This window comes from Mycolicibacter sinensis (genome assembly GCF_001667375.1).
GTDB classification, from domain to species: Bacteria; Actinomycetota; Actinomycetes; order Mycobacteriales; family Mycobacteriaceae; genus Mycobacterium; species Mycobacterium sinense_A.
Window position 1 is genome coordinate 175,028 of sequence record NZ_LZIN01000033.1, and the last position, 25,388, is coordinate 200,415.

The 25,388-nt window shown below is 67.8% G+C and carries 25 protein-coding genes; 18 read left to right on the forward strand and 7 right to left on the reverse strand.

The window, feature by feature from the left end; translation table 11 throughout:
- The first annotated feature begins 9 nt into the window (after positions 1-9).
- From A5771_RS06405 to A5771_RS06445, 9 genes are read left to right on the forward strand one after another with little or no spacing between them, the layout of a single operon-like run.
- Positions 10-1,311, forward strand: a complete 1,302-nt coding sequence (locus A5771_RS06405) for an MCE family protein (RefSeq protein ID WP_234782966.1) — start codon at positions 10-12, stop codon at positions 1,309-1,311.
- Positions 1,308-2,336 (forward strand): MCE family protein, encoded by a 1,029-nt coding sequence (locus A5771_RS06410; RefSeq protein ID WP_064854354.1) that lies wholly within the window; start codon positions 1,308-1,310, stop codon positions 2,334-2,336. Before A5771_RS06405 ends, A5771_RS06410 begins: the two co-directional genes overlap by 4 nt.
- Before the next feature lie 46 nt (positions 2,337-2,382).
- A complete protein-coding gene (locus A5771_RS06415) occupies positions 2,383-3,477 on the forward strand; it encodes an MCE family protein (protein ID WP_064854355.1) in 1,095 nt (364 codons plus the stop codon).
- Positions 3,474-4,922, forward strand: a complete 1,449-nt coding sequence (locus A5771_RS06420; RefSeq protein ID WP_064854356.1) for an MCE family protein — start codon at positions 3,474-3,476, stop codon at positions 4,920-4,922. Before A5771_RS06415 ends, A5771_RS06420 begins: the two co-directional genes overlap by 4 nt.
- The gene (locus A5771_RS06425; RefSeq protein ID WP_064854357.1) at positions 4,919-6,082 is read left to right on the forward strand and encodes an MCE family protein; all 1,164 of its coding nucleotides are present in this window, start codon (positions 4,919-4,921) and stop codon (positions 6,080-6,082) included. The genes A5771_RS06420 and A5771_RS06425 overlap by 4 nt, the downstream gene beginning before the upstream one ends.
- Complete coding sequence (locus A5771_RS06430; RefSeq protein WP_064854358.1) at positions 6,083-7,633, forward strand: MCE family protein; 1,551 nt, start codon at positions 6,083-6,085, stop codon at positions 7,631-7,633.
- A gap of 17 nt (positions 7,634-7,650) precedes the next feature.
- Positions 7,651-8,157, forward strand: a complete 507-nt coding sequence (locus tag A5771_RS06435; protein ID WP_064854359.1) for a hypothetical protein — start codon at positions 7,651-7,653, stop codon at positions 8,155-8,157.
- A 15-nt stretch (positions 8,158-8,172) separates the two neighbouring features.
- Positions 8,173-8,592 (forward strand): hypothetical protein, encoded by a 420-nt coding sequence (locus A5771_RS06440; RefSeq protein WP_234782967.1) that lies wholly within the window; start codon positions 8,173-8,175, stop codon positions 8,590-8,592.
- A gap of 38 nt (positions 8,593-8,630) precedes the next feature.
- Positions 8,631-9,089, forward strand: coding sequence for a hypothetical protein (locus tag A5771_RS06445; RefSeq protein ID WP_064854360.1), 459 nt, complete (start codon positions 8,631-8,633; stop codon positions 9,087-9,089).
- Between the two features lie 16 nt (positions 9,090-9,105).
- On the opposite strand, the gene A5771_RS06450 is transcribed toward A5771_RS06445, so the two are convergent.
- The 5 genes from A5771_RS06450 to A5771_RS06470 all read right to left on the reverse strand — a co-directional run bounded on the left by A5771_RS06450 (position 9,106) and on the right by A5771_RS06470 (position 13,433).
- A complete protein-coding gene (locus tag A5771_RS06450) occupies positions 9,106-9,708 on the reverse strand; it encodes a hypothetical protein (RefSeq protein ID WP_064854361.1) in 603 nt (200 codons plus the stop codon).
- Positions 9,705-10,493 (reverse strand): VirB8/TrbF family protein, encoded by a 789-nt coding sequence (locus A5771_RS06455; protein WP_064854362.1) that lies wholly within the window; start codon positions 10,491-10,493, stop codon positions 9,705-9,707. Before A5771_RS06455 ends, A5771_RS06450 begins: the two co-directional genes overlap by 4 nt.
- A gap of 51 nt (positions 10,494-10,544) precedes the next feature.
- The gene (locus A5771_RS06460) at positions 10,545-10,979 is read right to left on the reverse strand and encodes a hypothetical protein (RefSeq protein ID WP_428844389.1); all 435 of its coding nucleotides are present in this window, start codon (positions 10,977-10,979) and stop codon (positions 10,545-10,547) included.
- 106 nt (positions 10,980-11,085) lie between these two features.
- Positions 11,086-12,702 carry an FAD-dependent oxidoreductase gene (locus A5771_RS06465; RefSeq protein ID WP_064854363.1) on the reverse strand — a complete coding sequence of 539 codons (1,617 nt, stop codon included), beginning with the start codon at positions 12,700-12,702 and terminating at the stop codon, positions 11,086-11,088.
- A 29-nt stretch (positions 12,703-12,731) separates the two neighbouring features.
- The gene (locus A5771_RS06470) at positions 12,732-13,433 is read right to left on the reverse strand and encodes an IclR family transcriptional regulator (protein WP_165606177.1); all 702 of its coding nucleotides are present in this window, start codon (positions 13,431-13,433) and stop codon (positions 12,732-12,734) included.
- 139 nt (positions 13,434-13,572) lie between these two features.
- Between A5771_RS06470 and A5771_RS06475 the strand changes: the two genes are divergently transcribed.
- From A5771_RS06475 to A5771_RS06515, 9 genes are read left to right on the forward strand one after another with little or no spacing between them, the layout of a single operon-like run.
- Positions 13,573-14,436: an alpha/beta fold hydrolase gene (locus A5771_RS06475; protein ID WP_064854365.1), complete on the forward strand. Its 864-nt coding sequence runs from the start codon at positions 13,573-13,575 to the stop codon at positions 14,434-14,436.
- A gap of 1 nt (position 14,437) precedes the next feature.
- A complete protein-coding gene (locus tag A5771_RS06480; RefSeq protein WP_064854366.1) occupies positions 14,438-16,129 on the forward strand; it encodes a bifunctional 3-(3-hydroxy-phenyl)propionate/3-hydroxycinnamic acid hydroxylase in 1,692 nt (563 codons plus the stop codon).
- Positions 16,086-17,015 (forward strand): 3-carboxyethylcatechol 2,3-dioxygenase, encoded by a 930-nt coding sequence (locus tag A5771_RS06485; RefSeq protein ID WP_064854367.1) that lies wholly within the window; start codon positions 16,086-16,088, stop codon positions 17,013-17,015. Before A5771_RS06480 ends, A5771_RS06485 begins: the two co-directional genes overlap by 44 nt.
- Positions 17,012-18,754 (forward strand): FAD-binding protein, encoded by a 1,743-nt coding sequence (locus A5771_RS06490; RefSeq protein ID WP_064854368.1) that lies wholly within the window; start codon positions 17,012-17,014, stop codon positions 18,752-18,754. Before A5771_RS06485 ends, A5771_RS06490 begins: the two co-directional genes overlap by 4 nt.
- Positions 18,751-20,061 carry an LLM class flavin-dependent oxidoreductase gene (locus A5771_RS06495; protein WP_064854369.1) on the forward strand — a complete coding sequence of 437 codons (1,311 nt, stop codon included), beginning with the start codon at positions 18,751-18,753 and terminating at the stop codon, positions 20,059-20,061. The genes A5771_RS06490 and A5771_RS06495 overlap by 4 nt, the downstream gene beginning before the upstream one ends.
- Positions 20,058-20,888 carry a coniferyl-alcohol dehydrogenase gene (locus tag A5771_RS06500; protein WP_064854370.1) on the forward strand — a complete coding sequence of 277 codons (831 nt, stop codon included), beginning with the start codon at positions 20,058-20,060 and terminating at the stop codon, positions 20,886-20,888. Before A5771_RS06495 ends, A5771_RS06500 begins: the two co-directional genes overlap by 4 nt.
- A complete protein-coding gene (locus A5771_RS06505; RefSeq protein WP_064854371.1) occupies positions 20,876-21,865 on the forward strand; it encodes a cyclase family protein in 990 nt (329 codons plus the stop codon). Before A5771_RS06500 ends, A5771_RS06505 begins: the two co-directional genes overlap by 13 nt.
- An 18-nt stretch (positions 21,866-21,883) precedes the next feature.
- Positions 21,884-22,642 (forward strand): alpha/beta fold hydrolase, encoded by a 759-nt coding sequence (locus A5771_RS06510; protein WP_064854372.1) that lies wholly within the window; start codon positions 21,884-21,886, stop codon positions 22,640-22,642.
- Positions 22,643-22,653: 11 nt separating this feature from the next.
- Entirely contained in the window at positions 22,654-23,475 is an 822-nt protein-coding gene (locus tag A5771_RS06515; protein WP_064854373.1) for an alpha/beta fold hydrolase, read from the forward strand.
- A 1-nt stretch (position 23,476) separates the two neighbouring features.
- Here A5771_RS06515 and A5771_RS06520 read toward each other — a convergent pair whose 3' ends face one another.
- Positions 23,477-23,902 carry a nuclear transport factor 2 family protein gene (locus tag A5771_RS06520; protein WP_064854374.1) on the reverse strand — a complete coding sequence of 142 codons (426 nt, stop codon included), beginning with the start codon at positions 23,900-23,902 and terminating at the stop codon, positions 23,477-23,479.
- Positions 23,899-25,383 carry an aldehyde dehydrogenase family protein gene (locus tag A5771_RS06525; protein WP_064854375.1) on the reverse strand — a complete coding sequence of 495 codons (1,485 nt, stop codon included), beginning with the start codon at positions 25,381-25,383 and terminating at the stop codon, positions 23,899-23,901. Before A5771_RS06525 ends, A5771_RS06520 begins: the two co-directional genes overlap by 4 nt.
- Positions 25,384-25,388: the final 5 nt, after the last annotated feature.

A 25,388-nucleotide genomic window follows, 5' to 3' on the forward strand; every position in this document is an offset into this window, starting at 1 on the left:
GGCGGCCTAATGGTTCTCGGGGCGACCGCAGATCCACCGATGGACCGGGAATCCGACGAGGGGATTCACCGGGGCTCCGCCGCGGGACGACGGCGGCCCGGCTCGCAGCTAGGGAAGCAACCGGCCTACCTGCGGCCACTGATCGGGCTGGTGACCATCGTGACGATCGCGGCTGTCGTCGGGCTGGCGATCGGCTTGTTCCGGGGCAGCTTCACCCGCACGGTCCCGGTCAGCGTGGTGTCGCAGCGGGCCGGTCTGGTGATGTATCCCGACGCCAAGGTCAAGCTGCGCGGGGTTCAGGTGGGCAAGGTCGGGGCCATCGATCCTCGACCGGACGGCACCGCGGTGCTGCGGCTGGAGATGCAACCCGACCAACTGCGGTTGATTCCGGCGAACGTCACCGCCCGGATCGCCTCCACGACGGTCTTCGGGGCCAAGTCCGTCGAGTTGGTGGCCCCGCCGGATCCGGAGGCCACCCGGCTGCATGCCGGTCAGGTGCTGGCGGGCGAACATGTCACCGTCGAGATCAACACGGTGTTCCAGCAGCTCGTCCGGGTCTTGGACAAGATCGACCCGAAGAAGCTGAACGAGACGCTGAGCGCGGTCTCGACGGCCTTCAACGGTCGCGGGCAGAAGATCGGTCAGGCGCTCACCGACTTCGACAAGCTGCTGGCCGAGATCGAGCCCAGCCTGAACACGCTCGAACACGAGGCCGCCACCATGCCGCCGGTGTTCCGGTCTTACGCCGACGCGGCACCGGACCTCATCGCTGCGCTCAACGCCACCAGCACCATGAGTGAGAGCATCGTGGCCGAGCAGAACAGCTTGGACACCTTCTTGCTCAGCGCCATCGGGCTGGCCGATACCGGCAACGAGGTGCTGGGCGACAACCGGCAGGCCCTGACCGACCTGACGCACGTGCTGGAGCCGACCGCTGAGCTGCTGGACAAATATCACGAGGAACTCGGCTGTTCGATCGGCGGCTTGGTGCCCTTCGCCAAATCCCCGCCGTTCACCGTCCCCGGCATCATCATCACCGCCAGCTTCACGTTGGCCAAGGAACGCTACCGCTACCCCGACCACCTACCGAAGGTGGCGGCCCGCTCCGACCGCTCCTACTGCACGGAACTGGGCCTGCCCGACGTGCCGCCGGAGTTCAGTCCGCCGGTGTTGGTCGCCGACACCGGAGCCAACCCGTATGAATACGGCAACCAAGGCATCCTGCTCAACTCCGATGGCCTCAAGCAGGCGCTGTTCGGACCGATCGGCGGGCCGCCGCGCAACAGCGCCCAGGTGGGGATGCCGGGATGACACGCTCCTTGGGACCCCTGGTCAAGTTCGGCATCTACGCCGCGGTGATGGTGCTGGCGACGATATTTCTGTTCGCGATCTTCGCCGAGGTCCGCACCGGTCCGACCGTGGGCTACCAGGCGGTGTTCTCCGACGCCTCCCGGCTGAAATCCGGGGACAGCGTGCGGGTGGCCGGCGTTCGCGTCGGCACGGTGGGAGGCGTGTCCCTGCGCAAAGACGGCACGGTGCTGGTGAAATTCCAGGCCGACCGCAACATTTCGCTCACCACCGGGACGCAGGCCTCGGTGCGCTACTTGAATCTGGTCGGCGACCGCTACCTGGAACTGACGGACGGACCGGGCTCGACCCGGCTGTTGCCGGCCGGCTCGGAGATCCCACTGGAGCGGACCGCGCCCGCACTGGATCTGGACCTGCTGCTCAACGGCCTCAAGCCGGTGATCCGCGGACTGAATCCCCAGGACGTCAACTCGCTCACCGCCTCGCTGATCCAGATCATGCAGGGCCAAGGCGGCACCATCGAATCACTGATGTCTCGGACGTCGTCGTTCTCCAGCTCCCTGGCCGACAACAACCAGGTGATCGAGTCCCTGATCGACCAACTGCGCACCACGCTGGCCACCCTGTCCAACGGCGACAAGCGATTTGCCGGGGCGATCGATCGACTCAACAAACTGGTCGCCGGCTTGGCGGCCGACCGCGACCCGATCGGGACCGCGGTGACGGCCTTGGACCGCGGCACCGCATCGCTGGCCGATCTGCTCGGCAACGCGCGGGATCCGTTGACCAAAACCATCACTCAGGTCGATCGGTTGACCACCGCCATCAACGCCGACCTGGCCGGCCTGGACATGTCGTTGCAGAAAGCGCCGGAGAACTACCGCAAGGCCATCCGCCTCGGCGCCTACGGCGGGTTCATCCAGTACTACCTCTGCGCTGTGCAGATCCGGGTCAGCGACACCCAGGGCCGTACGGCGGTGTTCCCCTGGATCAAAGCGGAGGAGGGCCGATGCACCGACATCGACTGAGCAGCATGTTGCCCGGTGCCGCGCCGGTACCGCGGGGGGCGCGCTGATGCTGAAATACCGCGGCAGCCAGCTGAGCAGGATGGGCCTGATCGGCATTGTGGTCGTGGCCTTTGTCGTCGCGATCGGGCTGCAGCCCGAGCAACTGATCCAATGGGCCACCTGCGTGCGTTACCAGGCCCGGTTCGCCGAAGCCGGTGGCCTGAGCACTGGTGCCGACGTCACGCTGTCGGGGATCAAGGTCGGCTCGGTCACCGATGTCGCACTCGACAACGGCGACGCCCTGGTGACGTTCACCCTGGCCGGCAAATACCCGCTGGGCTCACAGACCACCGCGCACATCCGCACCGGGTCGTTGCTCGGCGAGCGGGTGCTGACGGTGGAGCCGGCGGGCAGCGGCAAGTTGCGTCCGCTCGAGGTCATCCCGCTCACCCGCACGTCATCGCCGTATTCGCTGGTCGACGTGGTCGGCGAACTGAGCTCCAATACCGCCGGCACCGACACCGAGTCGCTGAACCGGTCGTTGGACACCCTTTCGGACACCATCGACCAGATCGCCCCGCAGCTGGGGCCGACGTTCGACGGCCTGAGCAGGCTGTCCCGCGCGGTGAACAGTCGCAACGAGGGACTTGCCGACCTGCTGAAGTCGGCCGCCGAGCTCACCGGTGTGCTCTCCGAACGGAGCCAGCAGATCAACTCGCTGATCCTGGACGCCGACAGTCTCGTCGACGTACTCAACACCCGGCGGCAGGCGATCGTCAACCTGCTGGTCAGCACGTCGGCGGTGTCGCGGCAGCTGACCGAGCTCGTCGCCCAGAACAACGAACAGCTCAAACCGACGCTGGCGAAAATTATCGAGCTGAACAAGATCCTGGAGAAAAACCGGGACAACCTCGCCAAAGCGCTGCCAGGCCTGGCGAAATACGAACTCACCCAAGGCGAGACGGTGTCCAACGGGGCCTACTACAGCGCCTATGTGCCGAACCTGTTCCTGCCGCAGCTGCTCCAGCCGTTCCTCGATTACATCTTCGGCTTCCGGCGCGGCGTCGACGCCGGGCAGCCGCCGGACAATGCCGGGCCGCGTGCCGAACTGCCGTTCCCGATCAATGGGATTCCGCAACCAGGAGACCTGCCGCCCCGATGAAGACTCGTAAACCACTGCAGATCGCGGCGGCGGCCCTGGCGGCGCTGCTGCTGCTGGCGGGCGCGGGCATCCTGGTCCGCCACACCGTCTTGAAACCGACTCGGATCACCGCGTACTTCTCCACCGCCACCGCGATCTATCCCGGTGACGAGGTTCGGGTCGCCGGGGTGAAGGTCGGCACTATCGACCGCATCGAACCGCAGGGCACGCAGGCCAAGCTCACTCTGCGCGTCGACCGTAAGGTGCCGATCCCGGCGGCGGCCAAAGCGGTCATCGTCGCGCCCAACCTGGTGGCGGCGCGCTTCGTCCAACTGACCCCCGCCTACCACCGTGGCGACGGGCCGAGGATGGCGGACGGCGCGGTGATCCCGCGCGAGCACACCGCGGTCCCGGTCGAGTGGGATGAGGTCAAGACCCAGTTGAACCGGCTTGCCGCGGAACTGGGCCCGCGCAGCGGTGTTTCGGGAACGTCGGCGTCGCGCTTCATCGACAGCGCGGCCAATGCGATGGACGGTAACGGCGCCAAGCTGCGCGAGACTTTGGCGCAACTCTCCGGCATGGCCCGGATCTTCGCCGAGGGCAGCGGCAACATCGTCGACATCATCTCGGGCCTGCAGACGTTCGTGACGGCGCTACGTGACAGCGATCAGCAGATCGTGGTGTTCGAGTCGCGGCTCGCCACGTTGACGAGCGTGGTCAACGACAGCCGATCCAACTTGGATGCCGCTCTGACCGACTTCGCCGGCGCGATCGACACGGTGCGGGATTTTGTGGCGGGGAGCCGCGCCGAAACCGTCGAGGCGCTGCAGGGCGTGGCCAATGTCAGTCAAACGCTGGTCGATTCGAAGAATGCGCTCCGCAATATTCTGCATATCACCCCGAACGCGATCGCCAACACGCTCAACATGTACAACGTGACCACCGGGACCCCGGTGGGTTCGTTTGCGTTCGCCAACTTCAGCAACCCGGTTCAGGCGATCTGCACGATGACCGGCGCGGTCGGCAACGTGACGTCGACGGAGACCGGCAAGCTGTGCGAGGGCTACCTCGGGCCGGCCATGCGGCTGCTGAATTTCAACGGGTTGCCGTTGCCGATATCTCCGTATCTGACCAAAGCGGCCAGCCCGGACAAATTGATCTACACCGACCCGGCGTTGATGCCGCACGCCGAGCACCCGGGAAACCTGCCGGAACAGAAGCCGTCGGTCTCGGCCTATACCGGATTGCATGGCGATGTCCCACCCCCGCCGGGATGGACGGATCCGTTGCAACCGCGCGGTTCCCTTGCGCCCGACGGGCTGCCGGCCGCGGCGACGCCGCCGCTGATCCCCGGCGCGCCGCTGCCGAGTCCCACCACCTTCGACGGGATGCTGCTGCCGGGCGGTCCGCCGCCGCCCGGGCCGCCGCCCGGCCCGTTGCCCGCGGAAGGGGGGCCCACGCCATGATCGGTCTTCGTTCCCTGCGGCGCGGCGTGGCGGTCGCAGCTTTGGTCGCCGTCACCACGACCGGCTGCGCCTTCGGTGGGCTGAACTCGGTGGCGCTGCCCGGTGTTCAGGGCCGCGGTTCCGGGGCGCAGCATTTCACCGTGCAGCTGGCCAATGTCGGTACACTGGAATCTAATTCGCCGGTGCTGCTCTCCGACGTGGTGATCGGCAGCGTCGGCAAGATGACCGTCAGCAACTGGCATGCCAACGTCGACATCGCGGTCAACCCCGGCGTCGAGGTACCGGCCAATGCCGTCGCGACGGTCGGGCAGACCAGCCTGCTCGGTTCGATGCACCTGGCGCTGAATCCGCCGGTGGGACAGGCGCCGATGGGGCGGCTGGCACCCGGTGCGACCATCCCGCTGAGCGACTCCTCGACCTACCCGTCTACCGAGCAGACCCTGTCGTCGCTGGCGGTAATCGTCAACGGGGGCGGGCTCGGCCAGATCGGTGACATCATCCACAACTTCAGCGCGTCCATGGCGGGACGGGAAGCCGATATTCGCGATCTGATCGTTCGGCTGGACAACTTCACCGGTGCGCTGGACCGGCAGCGGAACAACATCGTCGACGCCATCGGTGAGATGAACCGGACGGCCACGACTTTCGCCGGCCAGCGCGACACCATTCACCGTGCGCTGGACAAGATTCCTCCGGCCATCGACGTCTTGATCAAGGAGCGTCCCAAGTTCATCACCGCGATGACCAAGCTGGGCCAGTTCGGCGACCTGTCGGCCGGCCTGGTCAACGACTCCGGGCACCAACTGGTCTCCGACCTCATCCACATCGAGCCGGCGTTGCGTTCGCTGGCCGATATCGGCCCGGAGCTCAACTCGGCAGTGGCCTACGCCTCGGCCTTCCCCTACGGACCCAATGCGATCGAGCGCGCCGTGCGGGGCGACTTCCTGAACCTGTTCGCCGTCTTCGACCTCACCAAACCGCGACTCAAGCGCTCCCTGTTCCCCGGCACGCAATGGGGTGACGAAAACGCGAAACTCGTTCCGGCGCCCGGCGACCCGTGGTATCTGAACTATTCCTACGACCCGTTGCAAGAACCGATTCTGCGGTCGTCGAGCCAAGGCCTACCGCCGGGCGCGCTCGGTTCGGAAGGCGGTGGCTAGATGCTGACACGCTTTGTGCGGATTCAGCTGATCCTGTTCCTGGTGGCCTCGGTGATCGGCGTCGGAGCCATGCTCTTCGGCTACATGCAGGTCCCGACTCTGCTCGGGATCGGCCGGGTCACGGTCAAGCTGGACCTGCCGGAGACCGGCGGGATCTACCGATTCTCCAACGTCACCTACAACGGCGTGCAGATCGGCACAGTCACCGACGTCACGCTGACCGGCAACGGTGTGCGTGCCACGCTGTCCCTGGACCGATCGCCGAAGATCCCCGCCGACCTGGTGGCCGCGGTGCGCAGCGTGTCGGCGATCGGAGAGCAGTACGTCGACCTGCTGCCGCGCAGCGATGACGGCCCCTACCTGCAGAACGGTTCGGTGATCGCGGCGTCCAACGCGCAAGTGCCCCAACAGGTCGGGCCGATGCTCGATCAGGTCAGTGCCCTGGTCGACAGTATCCCCAAGGACCGGCTCAGCGGCCTGCTCGACGAGACCTTCCAAGCCTTCGACGGCGCCGGCTACGACTTCCAATCACTGCTGGATTCGGCGACCACCATCAGCGGTGACGCCAACCGGGTCTCGGACAAGGTACGCAGGCTGGTCGATGACGCTGCGCCACTGCTGGACTCCCAGGAACAAAGCACTGACGCGATCCGGACCTGGGCGCGCAGCGTGGCCGGGATCTCCGAACAGGTCGCCGTCAACGACCCGCAGTTGCGCGCCATCCTGCAACGAGGCCCCGGATTCGCCGACGAAGTGTCCGGTCTGATGCAGGATCTCAAGCCCACCCTGCCGATCCTGCTGGCGAACCTGAACACCCTCGGGCAAGTGCTGATGGTCTACAACCCGTCGCTCGAACAGTTGATGGTGCTGCTGCCCGGATACATTGCCGTCCAGCAGTCTTTCGGTCTCCCCAAGAACAACCCGACCGGTCTGCCGCAGGGCGACTTCACCCTCACTTTCGGTGACCCCAACCCGTGCACCGTCGGGTTCCTGCCGCCGTCATCCTGGCGTTCGCCGGCCGACACAACCACGATCGACACCCCCGACGGCCTGTACTGCAAACTGCCGCAGGACTCCCCGGTATCGGTGCGTGGCGCCCGCAACTTCCCGTGTATCGAGCATCCGGGCAAGCGCGCGCCCACCGTCGAACTCTGCGACGACCCAAAGGGGTTCGTGCCCATCGCGATGCGTCAGCACCTCACCGGCCCCGGACCGTTCGACCCGAACCTGGTCAAGCAAGGCATCCCGGTCGATGACCGGGTCGATTTCAACGACCGGATCTTCGCCCCGACCGGAGGCACCCCGTTGCCGCCGTGGGCCACGCCGTCGGGGACATCACCGGATTCCCCGCGGCCGGTGGTGCCGGCGCCGCCCCCGGAAGCACCGGGTGCGGCTCCCTCGGCGAACGCCGGCCCGGGACCGTCGGTCGCGGTGCTGCCCTACGACCCGAACACGGGCAAGTACATGACTCCCGACGGGCGCTACGAGCAACAGACGAACCTGGTGCCCGGTTCGGGCCCCAAGACGTGGACCGACCTGATGCCGTCCTAGCCGGAGGAGGACATAACATGCGCCCACTTGAGTTGACCGTCGCCGCAGCGGCTTTCGGCCTCGTCCTGGCGTCGACACCGGCGCTGCCGGCGCAGGCCGCCCTGGGCTTCGAGCTCAACGGCCCCTACCGGGTCACCTCGAACGGGGACTGGGCCAAGACCAACGAGGTTTTCATGAACGAAGTCACCGTCTCATCGGTGTGGACGTTCAGTTCCAGTTGCGAGAACGCGCACGTCTGTTCCGGCCAGGTGAGCAGCGACCAGGGCTGGACCGCGCCGCTGGAATTTCGCACCTCGCGGTGGATCGTCGACCGCTTCCATGAGAACTGGCAGACCTGCCCGGACGGCACCACCTCGCCGGGCCGGCAGCGCTACCAGTTCCAGGGCAGCGACCTCAACGGCCAGTACGACAAACGCAACGTCGACCAGCTCGTCGGCTACGACCGGACGATCGGCGTCTCGGGGGCATGTGGACGCAACCAGCCCACGGTGATCCTCATGCCGCTGAGCGTGCAGCGGCTCTAGGCGGTAGGAGAAGCCATGCAGACCACCCACGTGATGAAATCGCTCGCCGCGGCGGTACTTGCCGCCGGGGCGGTCGCCGCCGTGGCGCCTGCGGCGCCGTCGGTTGCCGACCCGTACGTGCCGATGTGCGACGTCCCGGCGTGCACACCCGGAATCATGCCGGATGTCGTGCTGGGTGCGCCGTGCTCCAACACCACTTACTTCGTCTTCGGGTCAGCTGTCGCGGGGCCCTCGACCCTGCCGGGCAGGCTGGTGTACTGCGCGTCGCCGCGCCGCTATGAGCCGCGCTGGTTCCGCTCCCCGGAGATGCACGGCGTCAAGGAGGAGAACAGCAGGTGCGACGAATATTCCGGCGAGGTGGCGCAGGCGCCCGATGGGCTTTTCTTGACCTGTGTCGCCGATGGCGAGTCGTTGTGGCGTCGCGGAGACCTGTAGCGGCACACCAGTTCTGGCAAGTCGAGGGAGTTCGGTCCATGAAACGAATCACTGTCGGTGCAGCGCTCGGCGCGCTGGCGGTTGCCACGGCCGTGGCGCCGCCCGCCGCGGCCGATATGCGCTACGGCAACTATGACGTGCTGAGCAATCGGTGGACCGATGCCACCTGGGTGTGGGCGGCCTACCCGTGCGAGACGATGGGTAAATTCGATGACCTGCCGGCCGGGTGCGTTCAGATCAGCGCGATTGACCGGCCGCATTTCTTCGGCCGCGGATACTACGGCGGCACCGCCCGGCTGGTGAACGGGCAGTACTCGTTCACCTCGGATTACCCGAACGGCCTGAACTGTCCGTTCGGGCCCTCGATGCCGACCCGCGACACCTACATCTGGGATGCCAACACGCTGGCCGGCGTCGTCGAATCACATTTCGACGTGGGCTGTATGAACGGTCCCGCCGGAGTGAACACCTGGACGTTCGCTCTGGTGCGGATGTAGACGGTGGGCGACGCCGCTACACCGGATCAAAGGATGAGATCAGCCACCGACCGCCGTGCTTCTCCAAGCCGACCTTGACGCTGCTCATCGAGTAGGAGCCGTCGGGGTTCGTCTTGCTGATCGTCGTCTGGTTGAGATAGATCAGCACCTCGGCGGAGCCGGGACGCAACGACACGATGCCCTTGCGAACCACAGCGGCGATCGTCTGCACTTCCTTCTCTTTGACCGCTGGGGTGACGACCTTCTGGGTGAAATCGGTGTAATGCGAGAGGAAGTCACCGGTGAGGTGGCTCTCGGCGGCGGCGAAATCCTGCTCCATCGTTTTCGGCGCGTAGGTCAACACCGCGACCGCGCCGTCGGCGGCAGCGGCCATCACGGCCTGTTCGCCCGCGGGGCCGAGTTGTTGATCTGCCCGCAGCACACCGAAGTACAGCCAGCCGGCCAGCCCCGCCGACGCCAACAGCAGCCCGCCCAGCGCGGCCGCGATCCAGCGCGCCGTTGAGACGGTCGGGCCGGCTTGGGATTGCTCGGCAGGCTCCGAGGCATCGTCGGCCTCAACGGTCGCGGACTCGTCGACGGCCGCCTCGAGTGTCACGTCGTCCTCGTCGGGTTCGCTCATGCCGCGAAGTCCACCTTCGACATCTTGACCTGGTCGCCTTCGCGGGCCAGGTGCACGGTGAGGCGCCAGCTGCGCGGTTCCTCTTTCGCTCCGGCGGTATTGGTGACCTTGGTGGTGGCCGCCACCAGCACTACCGCCTCGTTGTCCGACATCGACTCCACGCCCGCGACCGCCGTGTCGATCGTGGTGACGGTTTTGGACTCGCGGGCCACCTTGGTGAAGTCGCCGGCGTGGGCTTCGAAGTCCTTCTTGAACTCACCGGTCGCGTTGTCCAGAATCGCCTTGATGTCGTCGTCGACGGTCTCGTAGTTCAACGACATCAGCGTCACCACGCCCTGCCGAGCGGCCGCGGCGTACTCGCCCAACTGATGCTGGCGCTGCGCGACATCGCGATGGTGGGACAACATCAGCACATCAACGGCGAGGAACCCGCCGATGGCGAGCACGGCCAGCGTCGCCGCCACCCACCGCAGTCGTCTCCAGATGCCGATGGACTTGCGCGGCTGCTCAGCCGGTTCCTCGTCGGCACCCTCGTCGGCGCCGGAGTCCGGCTCGGCAGCCTCGGACACCTCGACGTCCGGTGTGGTCTCCAGCTCCACCGTTCGGGTCGATTCCGGCTCGGACCCCTGCTGCGCCTTGAGCAGCTCCGCGCGGGCGCGGGCCAACTCCGCTGCCGCCTCGGCGGCCTTCGCCTCGGCTTCCGCCAGCTTCAGTGCATCCTTCGAGGCGCCCTCGGCGGCATGCTTTCCATGACCGCCCGGTTTCGCCGGATCACGCGACGGCATACGCCCTCCTGTCCGTTGTCCGCCCAGCCCGAAACGGTAGCACCGGGGCTCTCACCAGGTGCGGAGCGAGCAGAGCGCCCCCTTGGTACCGGCGTCGGTGGCGACCACGACGTCGTCGATGCGCAGTTCGCAGACGAACCCGGGCGAGGCCAACTCGGGATGCATCCCGGGCAGCGACACCACCACCATGGCCCAGTCCTGCGGATCGGCCAGGGTGGTTTCGAAGATCCAGGGCTGGTTGGGCCCGACCGTGACGTCCGCGCGCGGGCTGTACTGGTAGGGGTTGTGGCTGTACTCGCCGAAGTTGGGCGGCTGGACCTCGCGGTAGTAGACGTACGCCTGCGCGGTTTGGGTGGCGCTGACCAGGTAGCGGACCCGGTGCGGTGCCGAATCGTCGGCGCTCGCCGGCGCGGCGGCCGTCAGCGTGGCCGCGATCGCCACGCCCCCCGCCAGCAGCGGCGCGCCGAGGTTCAACCGGGTTCTCACGGGCTCCTCCACTGCTGGGCGCCAGCCGGAGCGGCACTGCCAAAGATTCAAATTCTTTGCGCGGAAGAATAGCATTTCCGCTCGGCTGGTGCCGAGCGAATTACGCTCACGTCGCCGCATCGCCGGCGGCCGCCGCACGTCCGGCGCGGAAGCCGAACACCATCGCCGGGCCGATGGTGCCGCCCGCCCCACCGTATGCCCGGCCGGTCACCCCGGCCATCGCATTGCCCGCGGCGAACAGACCCGGGATCGGCCGCCCGGTGACGTGCAGGACCCGGCCGTCACGGTCGGTGCGCGGTCCGCCCTTGGTGCCCATCGCCCCCACCGACAGCGGTACGGCGTAGTACGGCGCGGTGTCGATCGGGCCGAGGGTGCGACCGGCCGGGGTGTCCGCCTTGTCGTCGCCCCAGTAGCCGTCGTAGGCGCTGGCGCCCCGCCCGAACTCGGAATCCACCCCCGCCGTGACGCCGCGATTCCAGGCGGCGACCGTGCTGTGCAGACCCTCCGAGTCGATGCCGGTCTTGGCGGCCAGGCCGGCCAGGTCGGGGGATTCGCAAAACCAGTCCGGTGGGGTGCCGGCGGGCGCGACGCCGAGGAAGCCGTAGCGGCGCAGGTGCTCGGCGTCGAACACGATCCACGCCGGGTCATTGACGTAGCCGCCGCGCGGATCCAGATAGTGGAAGGCGCCGGCCATCGAGTTGTAGTCGCAGGCCTCGTTGACGAACCGGCGTCCGGACCGGTTGACGATGATGCTGCGCGGGCGGGTGCGCTCCAGTCGAACACTGCGGCTGCGCTGCTTGCCGCCGATGGTGTCGCCGGGGATCCGGACGATCGGAACCCACCACGCCTCGCCCATGTTGGCCAGGTCGGCGCCGTGCGCCATCGCCATGCGCAGTGCGTCGCCGGTGTTGGCCGGCGGTGATACCGCGCCCCGCATCGGTCCCCGCAGGAATGCCTCCACCAGGGCGGTGTCCCATTCGAATCCGCCGTTGGCCAGGATCACGCCCCGCCGGGCGCGCACCCGACGCGACGTGCCGTCGTGCTCGACCCGCACGCCCGCGATGCCGTGATCGGCTCCGGCGATGAGTTCGACGCCGCGACAGGTGGTCGCCGGCGTCACGCCGGCATCCAGCACGCCCTTGAGCAGTCCGGCGATCAGCGCGGTGCCCGCCACGCACCGATCGTCGGCCCCGTTGTCGATGTCGGCGTGCAGCCGGGCGCGGGTCTCGGCGTCGAACCCGACGTTGCTGTAGTCGGCCGGGAACGCGGTGATGCGGTCCTGCCAGGGGCCCAGCCGGGACATGTCGTAGGGCAGTGGGCTCAGCGAACGCCCACCGCCCGGGCGCCCGCCGGGCAGCTCCGGCTTGTAGTCCGGGAACCCGGAGGCGACCTCGAAGCAGACGTCGCTGTGCTTCTCGACGAAGTCGACCATCTCCTGGCCGGTCTGTACGAAGGTCGCGACCAACTCCTCGTCCATCGCGCCGAACGACTGTGCCCGCAGGTAGTCCAAGGCGGCCTCGACGGTCAATCCGGGAACCCGGTTATGCGCGGGGATCCAGGCAATACCACCGGAGACCGCGGTGGTGCCTCCCACGGTCGCGGCTTTCTCGTAGATGGCGACCGATGCGCCGTTCACCGCCGCGGTGAGCGCGGCGGTGAGCCCGGCGCCGCCGGTACCCAGCACCACCACGTCGACTGCGTCATCCCAATCACCGACTGTCAATGACGTTTTCCTTTCGGGCACAGCGGGTTTCAGCTGAGGATCTCAGACAGTTTGTCGGCCGCCGCGAGTACGGCGTCCCGGCCGCGCAACACGACGTCCTCGCGGTGCGAGATCAGGTTGATACAGGTGGGCGGCGACGGAGGGCGACGACGGACCGGAACCGCCAACCCGAACGTGCCGGGCTCGATCTCGCCGTGGGTGACCACCCAGCCCCGTTCTCGGGTCTGCGGGACGATCTCCCGTTCGTCCGGGCGCCGCGGCATCGCGGCCAACAGCGCGATCCCGGCCGCGCCCAGGCTGAGCGGATGGCGACTGCCCTCGTGGAACGCCAACTGATAGCCGACCTGGGTGGGCACGATGACGGCGACGGCAACTTGTTGGTCCCCCTCTGCCACCAGTAGCGACACGGTGGTGCCGAGCTCGTCGGCGAGTGCGCGCAGCGTCGGCAGGCTCAGCTGGCGGACGTTGTTGTCGAACGACGCACCGAGGACGGCCAGGGCCGCTGCCGAGCGGAACCGGCCGTCTTCGCCCTTGGCCACCAATCGGTGACTCGTCAGCGTGTTCAGCAGCCGGTAGGCGATGGTCCGGTGGACGCCGATCCGGTCGGCGACCTGCTGGATGGTCAGCCCGTCGGGTGTGGTGGCCACCGCCTGCAATGCGGCCAGCCCACGGGCCAGGGTCTGCGACCCGGGAGCGGTGTCGGGGGCCGCGCCGGACTTCAGCGTGGTCATCAGCAGCGGCCTCCTTGACATCCCCCCATTCGAGAGTGATGCTCTTCAATATAACGTACGTTCATGTGCGATAAAAGCACGCAAACTATGACGGAAAAGAGAATAACGTTTCCGCGCAGTGCAGGGGAAGAGGTGGCCGGTGCCGGGGTTTGAGAGCATCTGGAGCGATCTTCAGGGCGTCGCGTTCGAGCAGGGCTATCTGGATGCGGGTGGTGTTCGCACCCGCTATCTTCGGGCCGGCGATCCCACCAAACCGGTTCTGATGCTGCTGCACGGCTCCGGCGGGCACGCCGAGGCCTACGTCCGCAATCTGGCCGCCCACGCCGAGCATTTCTGGACCTGGTCCATCGACATGCTCGGTCACGGCTACACCGACAAACCCGGCCATCTTCTGGAGATCCCCCACTACGTCGCGCACCTGATCGCGGTGCTGGACGCCATCGGCGCCGCGCAGGCCAGCATCAGCGGTGAATCGCTGGGCGGCTGGGTGGCCGCGCGCGCCGCCATCGACCACCCCGACCGGGTCGCCCGCCTGGTGCTCAACACCGCCGGCGGCTCCCAGGCCGATCCCGAGGTGATGAAGCGGATCATCACCCTGTCGATGGCCGCCGTCGAGAACCCCGACTGGGAAACCGTCCAGGCTCGCATCAAGTGGCTGATGGCCGACAAGTCCAAGGACTACGACGACATCGTGGCCAGCCGGCAGCGGATCTACCGGCTGCCCGGATTCGTCGACGCGATGCGCGACATCATGGCGCTGCAGGATCCGGACATTCGGGACCGCAACCTGCTGGGGCCCGGCGAGTATGGCAAGATCACCGCGCCCACGCTGGTGGTCTGGACCAGCGACGATCCGACCGCCGACGTCGCGGAGGGCCAGCGGATCGCGTCGATGATCCCGGGCGCCCGCTTCGAGCTGATGCCCGGCTGCGGCCACTGGCCCCAATACGAGGACGCCGAGACCTTCGACCGCCTTCACCTGGACTTCCTGCTGGGGCGCTGAGGTGACCGCACGCAGTGATGTCGACGTCGTAGTGGTCGGTGCCGGCCCGGTCGGCCTCACCCTGGCCAATATCCTTGGACTGCAAGGGGTTCGCACCCTGGTGGTCGAGGACCGTGACACGCTCATCGATTATCCCCGGGGGGTCGGGCTCGACGACGAGTCCTTGCGCACGTTCCAGGCGATCGGCCTGGTCGATGCCGTTCTGCCGCATACCGTTCCGAACCAGATCCTGCGGTTCTTCGACGGGCGGCGACGGTTGCTGGCCGAGATGGCGCCCGCCGATGCCTGTTTCGGCTGGCCCAAACGCAACGGTTTCGTGCAGCCGCTGGTCGACGCCGAGCTGCTGCGCGGCCTGGAGCGCTTCGAGCACGTCCAGGTGCTGTGGGGCCGTCCGATGATTGGATGCGCTGAGAAACCCGACGGGGTCACGGTGCAGCTGGGTGGTAGCGAGCCGGCCGAGGTGACCGCCCGCTACGTCGTCGGCTGCGACGGCGGCCGCAGCGCCACCCGCCGACTGATGGGGGTGTCCTTCGACGGCACCACATCCTCGACCCGCTGGCTGGTCATCGACCTCGCCAACGACCCGTTGGGCCACCCCAACAGCGAGGTCGGCGCCGACCCCGCGCGGCCCTACGCCTCCATCTCGATCGCCCACGGCATCCGGCGCTTCGAGTTCATGATCCACGCCGACGAAACCGACGAACAGGCCGAAGACCCCGAATTCGTCGCGGCGATGCTGGCGCCGTTCCTACCGCATCCGCACGACGTCGACGTGATCCGGCACCGGGTGTACACCCACCACTCCCGGATCGCCGGGGCGTTCCGGCGCGGCCGGCTGCTGCTGGCCGGTGATGCCGCGCATCTCATGCCGGTCTGGCAGGGCCAGGGCTACAACAGCGGGATCCGCGATGCGATGAACCTGGGCTGGAAGCTGGCCGCCGTGGTTCGCGGGCAGGCGCAGCCGAGCCTGCTGGACAGCTACGACACCGAACGCCGCAAGCACGCCCGGGCGATGATCGACCTGTCCACGATGGTGGGCAAGGTGATCTCCCCGACCAACCGCCGGGTCGCCGCCGTGCGGGACCGGGTGATCCGCGCCGCCTCGGCGGTGCCGACGCTCAAGCGCTACGTGCTGGAGATGCGGTTCAAACCGATGCCGCGCTACGAACAGGGTGCGGTCGTCCACGACCAGCCCCGCCGCCCCGACTCGCCGGCCGGCACCCTGTTCATTCAGCCCCGCGTCGACACCCGCACCGCAACGGATCTCCGGCTCGACGACGTGATCGGCACCGGCTTCGCGGTGCTGGCCTGGAACAACAATCCCCGCATCCTGCTCGGGGAAGAAGCCTTCGCGCGATGGAAAGCCCTGGGGGCCAGCTTCATCGCGGTTCGGCCCTCGACTCAGCTGCACTGGACCCCGCCGGGCGCCGAAGAAGACCCGGCGATCACCATCGTCGGTGATCGCAGCGGGACGTTGAAGTCCTGGTTCGACCGCCACGCCGAGTCGGTGTTGTTCCTGCGCCCGGATCGCTGCATCGCCGCGGCTTGTATCGCCCAGCGCGCCGCCGAGGTGAGCGCGCGACTGTTTGATGTGTTGGCGCTGACCGCCGAAGGGGGTGATCGCCCCGATGGCACTGGCCCTGTGCTGCATGTCCCACAGCCCGCTGCTGAATCTGCCAGGACCGCCCCCTGAGCTGATGCACGACATCGAGACCGCGATCGATCAGGCCGCGGCGTTCGTCGCCGACTTCGACCCGCAGCTGACGGTGGTGTTCGCGCCGGATCACTACAACGGCTTCTTCCTGCGGCTGATGCCGCCGTTCTGCATCGGCACCTCCGCGCAGGGCATCGGTGACTACGGCACCTATGCCGGTCCGCTGAACGTCGCCGCGGATCTGGCCGCTGACTGCGCCGCGGCGGTGCTGGACCGCGGTGTGGATGTGGCCGTTTCGGCCGGCATGGACGTCGACCACGCGATGGTGCAGCCCCTGCAGCGGCTGTTCGGTGACGCCACCGCATGCCCGGTGATCCCGATCTTCATCAACGCCGTCGCCGCCCCGCTCGGGCCGATCCACCGTGCCCGCGCCCTGGGCGCCGCGGTCGGCGACTATCTGGCCACCCTGGATCTGCGGGTGCTGATTCTGGGATCCGGTGGGCTCTCGCATGATCCGCCGATCCCCACCCTGGCGACCGCGCCGCCGGTCACCCGCGACCGGCTGCTGCACGGCACCGCGATGAGCGCCGAGCAGCGGCAGGCCCGCCAGGAGGCGGTCATCGCGGCGGCCCGCGATTTCGCGGCCGGAACAAACGACCTCGCGCCGCTGAACCCGGACTTCGACCGACGGTTCCTGGCCCTCCTCGACAGCGAGCGGCTCGACGAGCTCGCCGACTGGTCGAATGCGTTCATCACCGAGGCCGGCGGTGGATCCGCACACGAGATCCGCACCTGGGCCGCGGCGTTCGCCGCCCTGGCGGCCCAGGGCGGCTACCGCACCGTCGACCGCTACTACCGCCCCGCCCCGGAACTGATCGCCGGGTTCGCCATCCGCACCGCAGAACGCACGGAGGTGAGCGGATGACCGAGACAGAGCATGTCGTCGACGTGCTGGTGATCGGCTCCGGCGGCGGCGGTATGACCGCAGCGCTGGCCGCCGATGCCAGCGGGCTGGACACCCTGGTTGTGGAGAAGTCGGCGTACTTCGGCGGATCCACCGCGCTGTCCGGCGGCGGTATCTGGGTGCCCGGTGCGCCGGCGCAGCGCCGGGAGGGCTATGCCCCCGACCCCGACGACGTCGTCACCTACCTGCGTGCCATCACCGAGGGCTTGGTCGACGAGGCACGCCTACGGCAATACGTCGCTGCCGCCCCGCGGATGATGGAGTTTCTGGAGCAGACCAGCACCTGGTTCGAATTCGTCTGGAAACCCGGCTACGCCGACTACTACCCGGAACTGCCGGGTGGGTCGGAGCTGGGCAGCACCATCAATGTTCCGGCCATCGACCTGCGCGAACTCGGCGACGAGGAGCAGCACCTGCTGGCGCCACTGGCGCTGGCGCCCAAGGGAATCTGGCTGGGGCCCAAAGACCTTCGGCTGTTCTACCAGGTGCGCCAGTCATGGCGCGGCAAAGCCGTGCTGGTCAAACTGCTGTGGCGGATGTTCCGCGCCCGGGTGTTCGGGGACCGGATGGCCGCCATCGGCCAGTCGCTGGCGGCGCGGCTGCGCCTGGCCATGCTCGAACGCGACATCCCGCTGTGGCTCGACACACCGATGACCGAGCTCATCACCGACGGCTCGGGTGCGGTCACCGGCGCCGTGGTGCACCGCGACGGTGCAGCACAGCGCATCACCGCGCGTCGCGGCGTCATCCTGGCAAGCGGCGGCTTCGACCACGACATGGCGTGGCGCAAGCAGTATCAGCCGGTGCTGGAACAGGATTGGAGCTTCGGCAACCCGCTGGCCACCGGTGACGGCATCCGGGCGGGGGAGCGCGTCGGGGCCGCCACCGAACTGCTCGACGAGGCATGGTGGTTCCCCGCGCTGTGCTGGCCCGACGGCCGCCTGCAGTTCATGCTCAACGAGCGCATGATGCCGTCCCAGTTCATCGTCAACGGCAACGGGGAGCGATTCATCAACGAGGCGGCGCCCTACATGGACTTCGCGCACGCCATGATCGCCGGCCAGCAATCCGGCATCACCCACATCCCGTGCTGGCTGATCACCGACCAGCGATCCTTCCACCGTTATGTGGTGGCCGGGCACCTGCCGATCCCGAAGGTACCCGGTGCGCCGGTGCCCACCGGGCGCCGAATTCCCCAGGCCTGGCTGGACTCCGGGGTGGTCAAGGCGGCCAACTCCTTCGAGGAGCTAGCTGCCGCGATCGGTGTGCCGCCCGAGATGCTACGGCGCACTGCGAACCGGTTCAACGAGCTCGCGGCCGCCGGCCACGACGACGACTTCAACCGCGGCGACAGTGTCTACGACAACTACTACGGCGATCCCACCCTGCCCAATCCCAACCTGCACCCGCTGGGCAAGCCGCCCTACTACGCGTTCCAGATCATCCTCGGCGACCTCGGCACCTCCGGTGGCCTGCGCACCGATGAGCACGCCCGGGTGCTGCGCGCCGACGGCTCGGTGATCGACGGCCTGTATGCGGTGGGCAACACCGCCTCGCCGGTGATGGGCCGCAGCTACGCCGGCGCCGGAGCGACCATCGGCCCGGCGATGACATTCGGCTACGTTGCAGCCCAACATCTTTCCGTTGGCCGTCGACTCCTCGGCACCCAGACTCCCAACCAATCAGGAGGTAACCCGTGAAGATCTCACTGTTCTACGAATTCGCGCTGCCCCGGCCGTGGTCGGATGACGACGAGCACAAGCTCTTCCAAGACGGCCTCGACGAGGTGGAGGCCGCCGACAAGGCCGGGTTCTCGACGGTGTGGGTCACCGAGCACCACTTCCTCGAGGAGTACTGCCACGCTACCGCCCCCGAGATGTTCCTGGCCGCGGCCAGTCAGCGGACCAAGGACATCCGGCTCGGCTTCGGGATCATGCATCTGCCGCCGGTGGTGAACCATCCGGCTCGGGTAGCCGAGCGGGTCGCCACCTTGGACCTGCTGTCGGGCGGTCGTGTCGAGTTCGGCACGGGGGAGGGTTCCTCGATCGCCGAGCTGGGTGGCTTCGGCATCGACCCGGCCGACAAGCGCGCCCAGTGGGAGGAAGCCCTAGAGGTATCGATCCGCTGCATGACCGAGGAGCCGTTCACCGGCTTCAGCGGCGAGCACGTACAGATGCCGGCCCGTAACGTCGTCCCCAAGCCGCTGCAGCGGCCACACCCGCCGGTCTGGGTTGCCTGCACCCGACCGGCATCGATCCAGATGGCCGCCGAAAAGTGCATCGGCGCCCTGAGTTTCGCCTACACCGGACCCGGACCGCTGGCCGAGCGGGTCAACGGCTACTACAAGCAACTCGAAGAAATCGGTGTCCCGGCCACCCCGCAGATGAACCCGAACATCCTGGCGATCGGCGGCGACCTGTCGATGATGGTGGCCCCCACCGAGGAGCAGGCCCTCGACCGCCTCGGGGTGGGCGGCGGCTTCTTCTCTTTCGGGATCATGCACTACTACATGACCGGTCAGCACACACCGGGCCGAACCGGGGTGTGGGAGCGCTATCTCCAAGAGGTCGAGAAAGACCCGACGCTGGCCTACGGTCCGGGCCGCGGCGCGATCGGCACCCCGGCGATGGTGCGAGAATTCCTGCGCGGCTACGAGGAAAGCGGCGTCGACGAGATTATCCTGCTGCTCAACCCCCGCAGCCACGAAGCGACCATGGAGGCCATCGAACTGATGGGTACGCAGGTCTTGCCGGAGTTCATCGAACGTGACGAGAAGGCGGTGGCCGACAAGGCCAAGCGGCTCGCGCCGGTGCTCGAGAAGCTGGAGGCGCGCCGGCCGAAGTCCAGCGCACCGGAGTTCGACGAGGACTACTCGTTCGGCGGTCTGCCGACCGGGCGGGACAAGTTCACCGCCACCGAGATTCCCGAGGCCATGGCCGAGATCAACGAGGGGCGGGTTCAGGCTGCGCAGCGCGCAAAGGAAGAGCGGGAACGCGGCCAGCAATGACCGCACCCGGGGGGCTGTGGCGCTATGACGGTCGACGGGCCGTGGTCACCGGCTGCGCGTCGGGAATCGGCGCGGAGCTGGTGGGCCAGCTCGGTCAGCTCGGGGCGACCGTCATCGGCCTGGACCGGGCCGAGCCCGCGGGGCCCGTCGACGAGTTCCACCGGCTGGATCTGGCTGACCCGGCCTCGATCGAGCAGGCGGCCGAGGCGATTCGGGCACCTGTGGATGCGCTGTTCAACGTCGCCGGGGTGTCGTCGGGCATCGGGAACCCCGAACGGGTGGTCGCGATCAACTTCCTGGGCACCCGTCACCTCACCGAGGCATTGTTGCCGGCGATGCCGACCGGAGCGGCGATCGCCAATGTCTCATCGCTGGCCGCCGCCGCCTATCGGGAGAATTCCGAGACCACAGCCGGCCTGCTGAGTTCCGTAGACCTGGCCGACGGCTTGCGGTGGTGCCGAGCGCATCCCGAGGCGCTCGCCGACGGCGGATACCGGCTCGCCAAGGAAGCGGTCATCCTCTACAGCATGGTCAACGCCGAGCGGCTGGCGAGTCGCGGTATCCGGATCAACTGCACCGCACCCGGCGTCACCGAAACCCCGATCCTCGACCAGTTACGCAGCAGCTACGGCCAGGACTATCTCGACGACATCCCCAAACCGCTGGGGCGGGTGGCCGATGCGGGCGAACAGGCCGCTCCGCTGGTGTTCCTCAACAGCCCGGCAGCCGGTTACATCACCGGCCAGGTGCTCTGGGTCGACGGAGGCAACATCGCCGGACGAACCGCCGCCGCGCTTGCGAACGGATCGCGTCCGTGGCCGGCCTGAGCGAGTTCCGCCGAGTCGGCGATGCGGTGCGCAACTGGGGGCGCTGGGGCGACGACGACGAACTGGGCACGCTGAACCTGATCACGCGTGAGAAGGTCGCCGAAGCCGCCGCCCTGGTGCGGCACGGCAAGGTCTTCGCACTCGGGGTGGACTTCGGCTCGTCAGGCCCGCAGGGCGCGTTCGCCTTCCGGCACAACCCGATTCACACCATGACCGTCGACGGCGGCGACGTGAGCACGCTGGCGCAGTACGGGCCGGAATGGCACCGCAACATCGTTGCCCAGCAGTTGAGCAAGTTCTTCGTCGACAACCCGTTCCGGTTCAACGACGACATGATCGTCATGCCGCTGCAGGCGGCAACCCAATGGGACGCCCTGTCACACGTCTACTACGACGACCAGCTCTACAACGGCTTCCCGGCGAACTCGGTGACCAGCCAGGGCGCCTATCACTGCGGTATCGACAAGGTCGACTCCAAGGGCATCACCTCCCGCGGCGTGCTGCTCGATGTGGTCGCCCACCGCGGGGCGGACACCTACCTGCCGCTGGGCACCCCGATCACCCCCGACGAACTCGACGACGTCGCCCGCGCCCAGCAGGTCACGGTCGCCCCCGGCGACATCGTGCTGGTCCGAACAGGTTGGTGGACAAGGTTTCTGCAAACCGGTGACGGCGCGGCGCCCGGCGCCGGGCTGGACTGGCGGTGTGCTGTGTGGCTGCACCAACATGACGTCGCCGCAGTGGCCGCCGACAACCTGATGGTCGAGGACCCGGTGTCCGGCGTCGAGGGAACCTTCCTGCCCATGCACATGCTGTGCCTGCGCGACATGGGGATGATGCTGGGGGAGTACTGGGATCTCGGCGCGCTGGCCGCCGATTGCGCCGCTGACGGCGTGTACGAATTCCAATTGGTGGCGCCGCCGTTGCGGGTGACCGGCGGGGTGGGGTCGCCGGTGAACCCTATCGCGATCAAGTAGCCGGCGAGAGGAACCGTCATGCGATTCGTCTTTGTCCACGGTGGGTTTCACGCCGGCTGGTGCTGGAGCCACACCCTCGCGGAGCTGGAGAAGATCGGCCATACCGGTATCGCGATCGACCTCCCCGGCCATGGCACCCGGCTCGATGAGGAGTCGACGCTGACGAACCGGCGGAAGGCCGTCGCGGCTGTGCTGCAGCCCGGCGATGTCCTGGTCGGCCACTCCGGCGGTGGTTTTGACGCGACGCTGGGGGCCGACAGCGCCCCAGAGCTGGTGAGCCACATCGTCTATCTGGCAGCGGCATTGCCCCGGGAGGGCCGCAGCTACACCGATGCGATGACGATGGGCAGTGAGGGAGCCGAGTTCTTCGACACCGCCGCCGCTGACATGCTGTCGCATCTGCACTTCGCCGACGACGGAGCCATGACCTTCGCCGACATCGACGGTGCGCGGCAGTACTTCTACCACGATTGCGATGACGAAACCGTGCGGTGGGCCTTTGAACGGCTCGGTCCGGAACGTTTCGGCGAGACCACGGTGGCGCCGGTGTCGGTACCGAACTTTTGGGCGGCCGATATCGGCCGCAGCTTCATTCGCTGCGAACAGGATCGCGCCTACCCGCGCTGGCTGGCCGAGTTGGTCTGCAAGCGACTCGGTGTGGAACCGCTGACCATCGACGCCTCACACTCGCCGTTCTTGAGCCGACCCGCCGAACTGGCCGAACTGCTGGTGCACGCCACCACGACGCGCCCGGTCGGCCCGCTGATCCCGGATTAAAGGAGCCGACGTTGCCGATCGAGCGTAAGACCGTCGCCGTAGACGGCCTGAGCACCTCCTACCTCGTAGCCGGGGATCCGGCCGCGCCGGCCGTGGTGCTGCTGCACGGCGGGGAGTTCGGCGCGGGCGCCGAAATCGGCTGGGAACACAACATCACCGCCCTGGCGCAGCAGCACCGGGTGCTGGCACCCGACCTGCTCGGGTTCGGGGAGTCGGCCAAGGTCATCGACTTCAACGACGGCCGCGGCATGCGGATCCGCCACGTCGCGCGGTTCTGCGCCCAGCTGGGTGTCGAGTCAGCCGATTTCGTGGGCAACTCGATGGGGGCGATCATGCTGCTCGTCGACACCACCTCGGAGGCACCGCTGTTGCCGGTGCGCCGAATGGTCGCCATCTGCGGCGGCGGCGAGATCCAGCAGAACCAGCACATGGCCGCGCTCTACGACTACGACGGCACCCTGCCCGCGATGCGCCGGATCGTCGAGGCGCTGTTTCATGATCCGGCCTATCCCGCCGACGAGGACTACGTGCAGCGCCGCTATACCTCCAGCACCGCGCCCGGCGCCTGGGAGGCGATCGCGGCCGCCCGGTTTCGCCGGCCCGGCGCCGAACCGCCCCCGCCGGCATCCAGTGATCGCCGCTACGAACGGATCTCGGTGCCGGCGCTGGTGATCGAGGGCGGCTGTGACAAGCTGCTACCACCCGGCTGGGCAAAACAGATCGCCGATCAGATCCCGGGTGGCCGGGCGGTCGTCGTCGACGGCGCCGGGCACTGCCCGCAGATCGAGCAGGCCGAGCAGGTCAACCGGCTACTGCTGGACTTCCTGCGCTGATTTAGCCCGGCGGATTTGTGAACCAGAGATTCTCCTCGCGCAGGCTCCGGCTGCGCCAGCCGTCGGCGGCGCGGACCAGGTCGTGATGGTAGTAGCCGCCGCAGTAGCTGAGCTCGGCCATGCCCGGTAGCTGCATCGGGTTGTAGAACATCGCCCGCACCTGCGCGGAATCCCCGGCGTAGTCCAGGATCTCGATGTTGGTGATGTAATGCATCGACATCGGTATCGCGGTGAAGCCGGCGGCCAGCCAGTCGGCCACTTCATCGCGGGTGCCGCAGATGGCCCCGGCCGACGAATAATCGATCACGGCTTCATCGGTGAACACCGTCCGGTACAGCGCCCAGTCCTTGGTATCGACCGCGCGTGCGTAGCGGTACAACAGCGCGGAGATCTCCAGCCGGTCGTCGGTCGCGACCACCGGCGTCATTCCGGCATCCCGATCGTCTTGATGTGCAGGTATTCGGTGAAGCCCTGGGCGCCGTTGCGATACCCCAGGCCGCTCTGCCGGGTGCCGCCGAACGGGCTGTCGATGCCGAAGTGGCTCTTGCCGTTGATGCTGACGTTGCCGGTGCGCATCCGGGTCGCCACCGCCACGGCCCGGTCCACGTCGGCGCTGCTGACCTCGCCGGACAGGCCGTAGATCGAGTTGTTGGCGATCGCGACCGCCTCGTCGTCGGTGTCGTAGGGGGTGACGGTGAGCACCGGGCCGAAGATCTCCTCCTGGGCGATCTGGCTGTCCGGATCGACGTCGGCCAGCAGGGTCGGCTGCACGTAGTACCCGGTGGGCAGGTGCTCCGGGACGCCGCCGCCGGTGATCAGCCGCGCGCCCGAGTCCAGGCCGGAGGCGATCAGGCCCAGCACCTTGCGTCGCTGGGTCTCGCTGATCTGCGGGCCCTGCATGTTGCCCGGGGTCCACGGATCGCCCATCGGGAAGTTCTCCATCGACGCCTTGAGAACTGCAAGGCCTTCGTCGTAGCGGCTGCGGGGCAACAGGATCCGCGACGGCAGCACACAGCTCTGGCCCGACATCACACAGGCCATCATCGCCGCCATAGGCAGGGCGGAGTTGAAGTCGGCGTCGTCGAGCACGATGTGGGCCGACTTGCCGCCGAGCTCCAGCAGCGTCTTCTTCACCGTGGGTGCCGCGGCCGCCAGGATGGCCCGGCCGGTGGCCGTGGAACCGGTGAAGGTGATCATGTCGACCCGCGGGTCGGCCGACAACGCCGCGCCGACCTCGTTGGCGTTCGACGTGACGACGTTGAACACTCCGGCCGGGATGTCGGTCTTCTCGGCGACGATCCGGCCCAGCTCGCTCCCGGACCACGGTGTGAGCTGCGCCGGCTTGAGCACCACCGTGTTACCGGCCAGCAACGCCGGCACGGTTTCGGCGATGTTGAGGTACAGCGGCACATTCCACGGCGTGATCGCACCGACCACGCCCTGCGGTTCGTAGTGCAGCTTGCGCCGCGCCGGGCCCAGCGGTGTGTCGTGCAGTCCGGTGTCCACCAGGTAGTCGAACCCCCGGGCATGATCGGCCCAGTGCTTCACCTCCGCGATCGGGGACTCGATCTGGCTGCCGGTGACCGTGACCGGGCATCCCACCTCGGTGATCAAGATGCGGCGCAGCCGTTCCTTGTCGGCCTCCAGCGCGGCGTGCAGCTGCATCAGGCAGTGGTAGCGGAATTCCACATCGTGGGCCCAGTCGCTGGTGTCGAACGCGCGCCGGGCCGCGCCAACCGCGCGTTCCATATCGTCGACCGTGCCGTCGGTGGCCGTCCCGGCGACCTGTTCGCTGGCGGGGTGCACGACGTCGAACGTCGCCCCGCTGCTGGTCTCCACCAACTCGCCGTCGACGAGCATCCGGGCCTCGCCGGCCAACACGCCCGAATCATCTTGTACCGCAGTCATCGCAG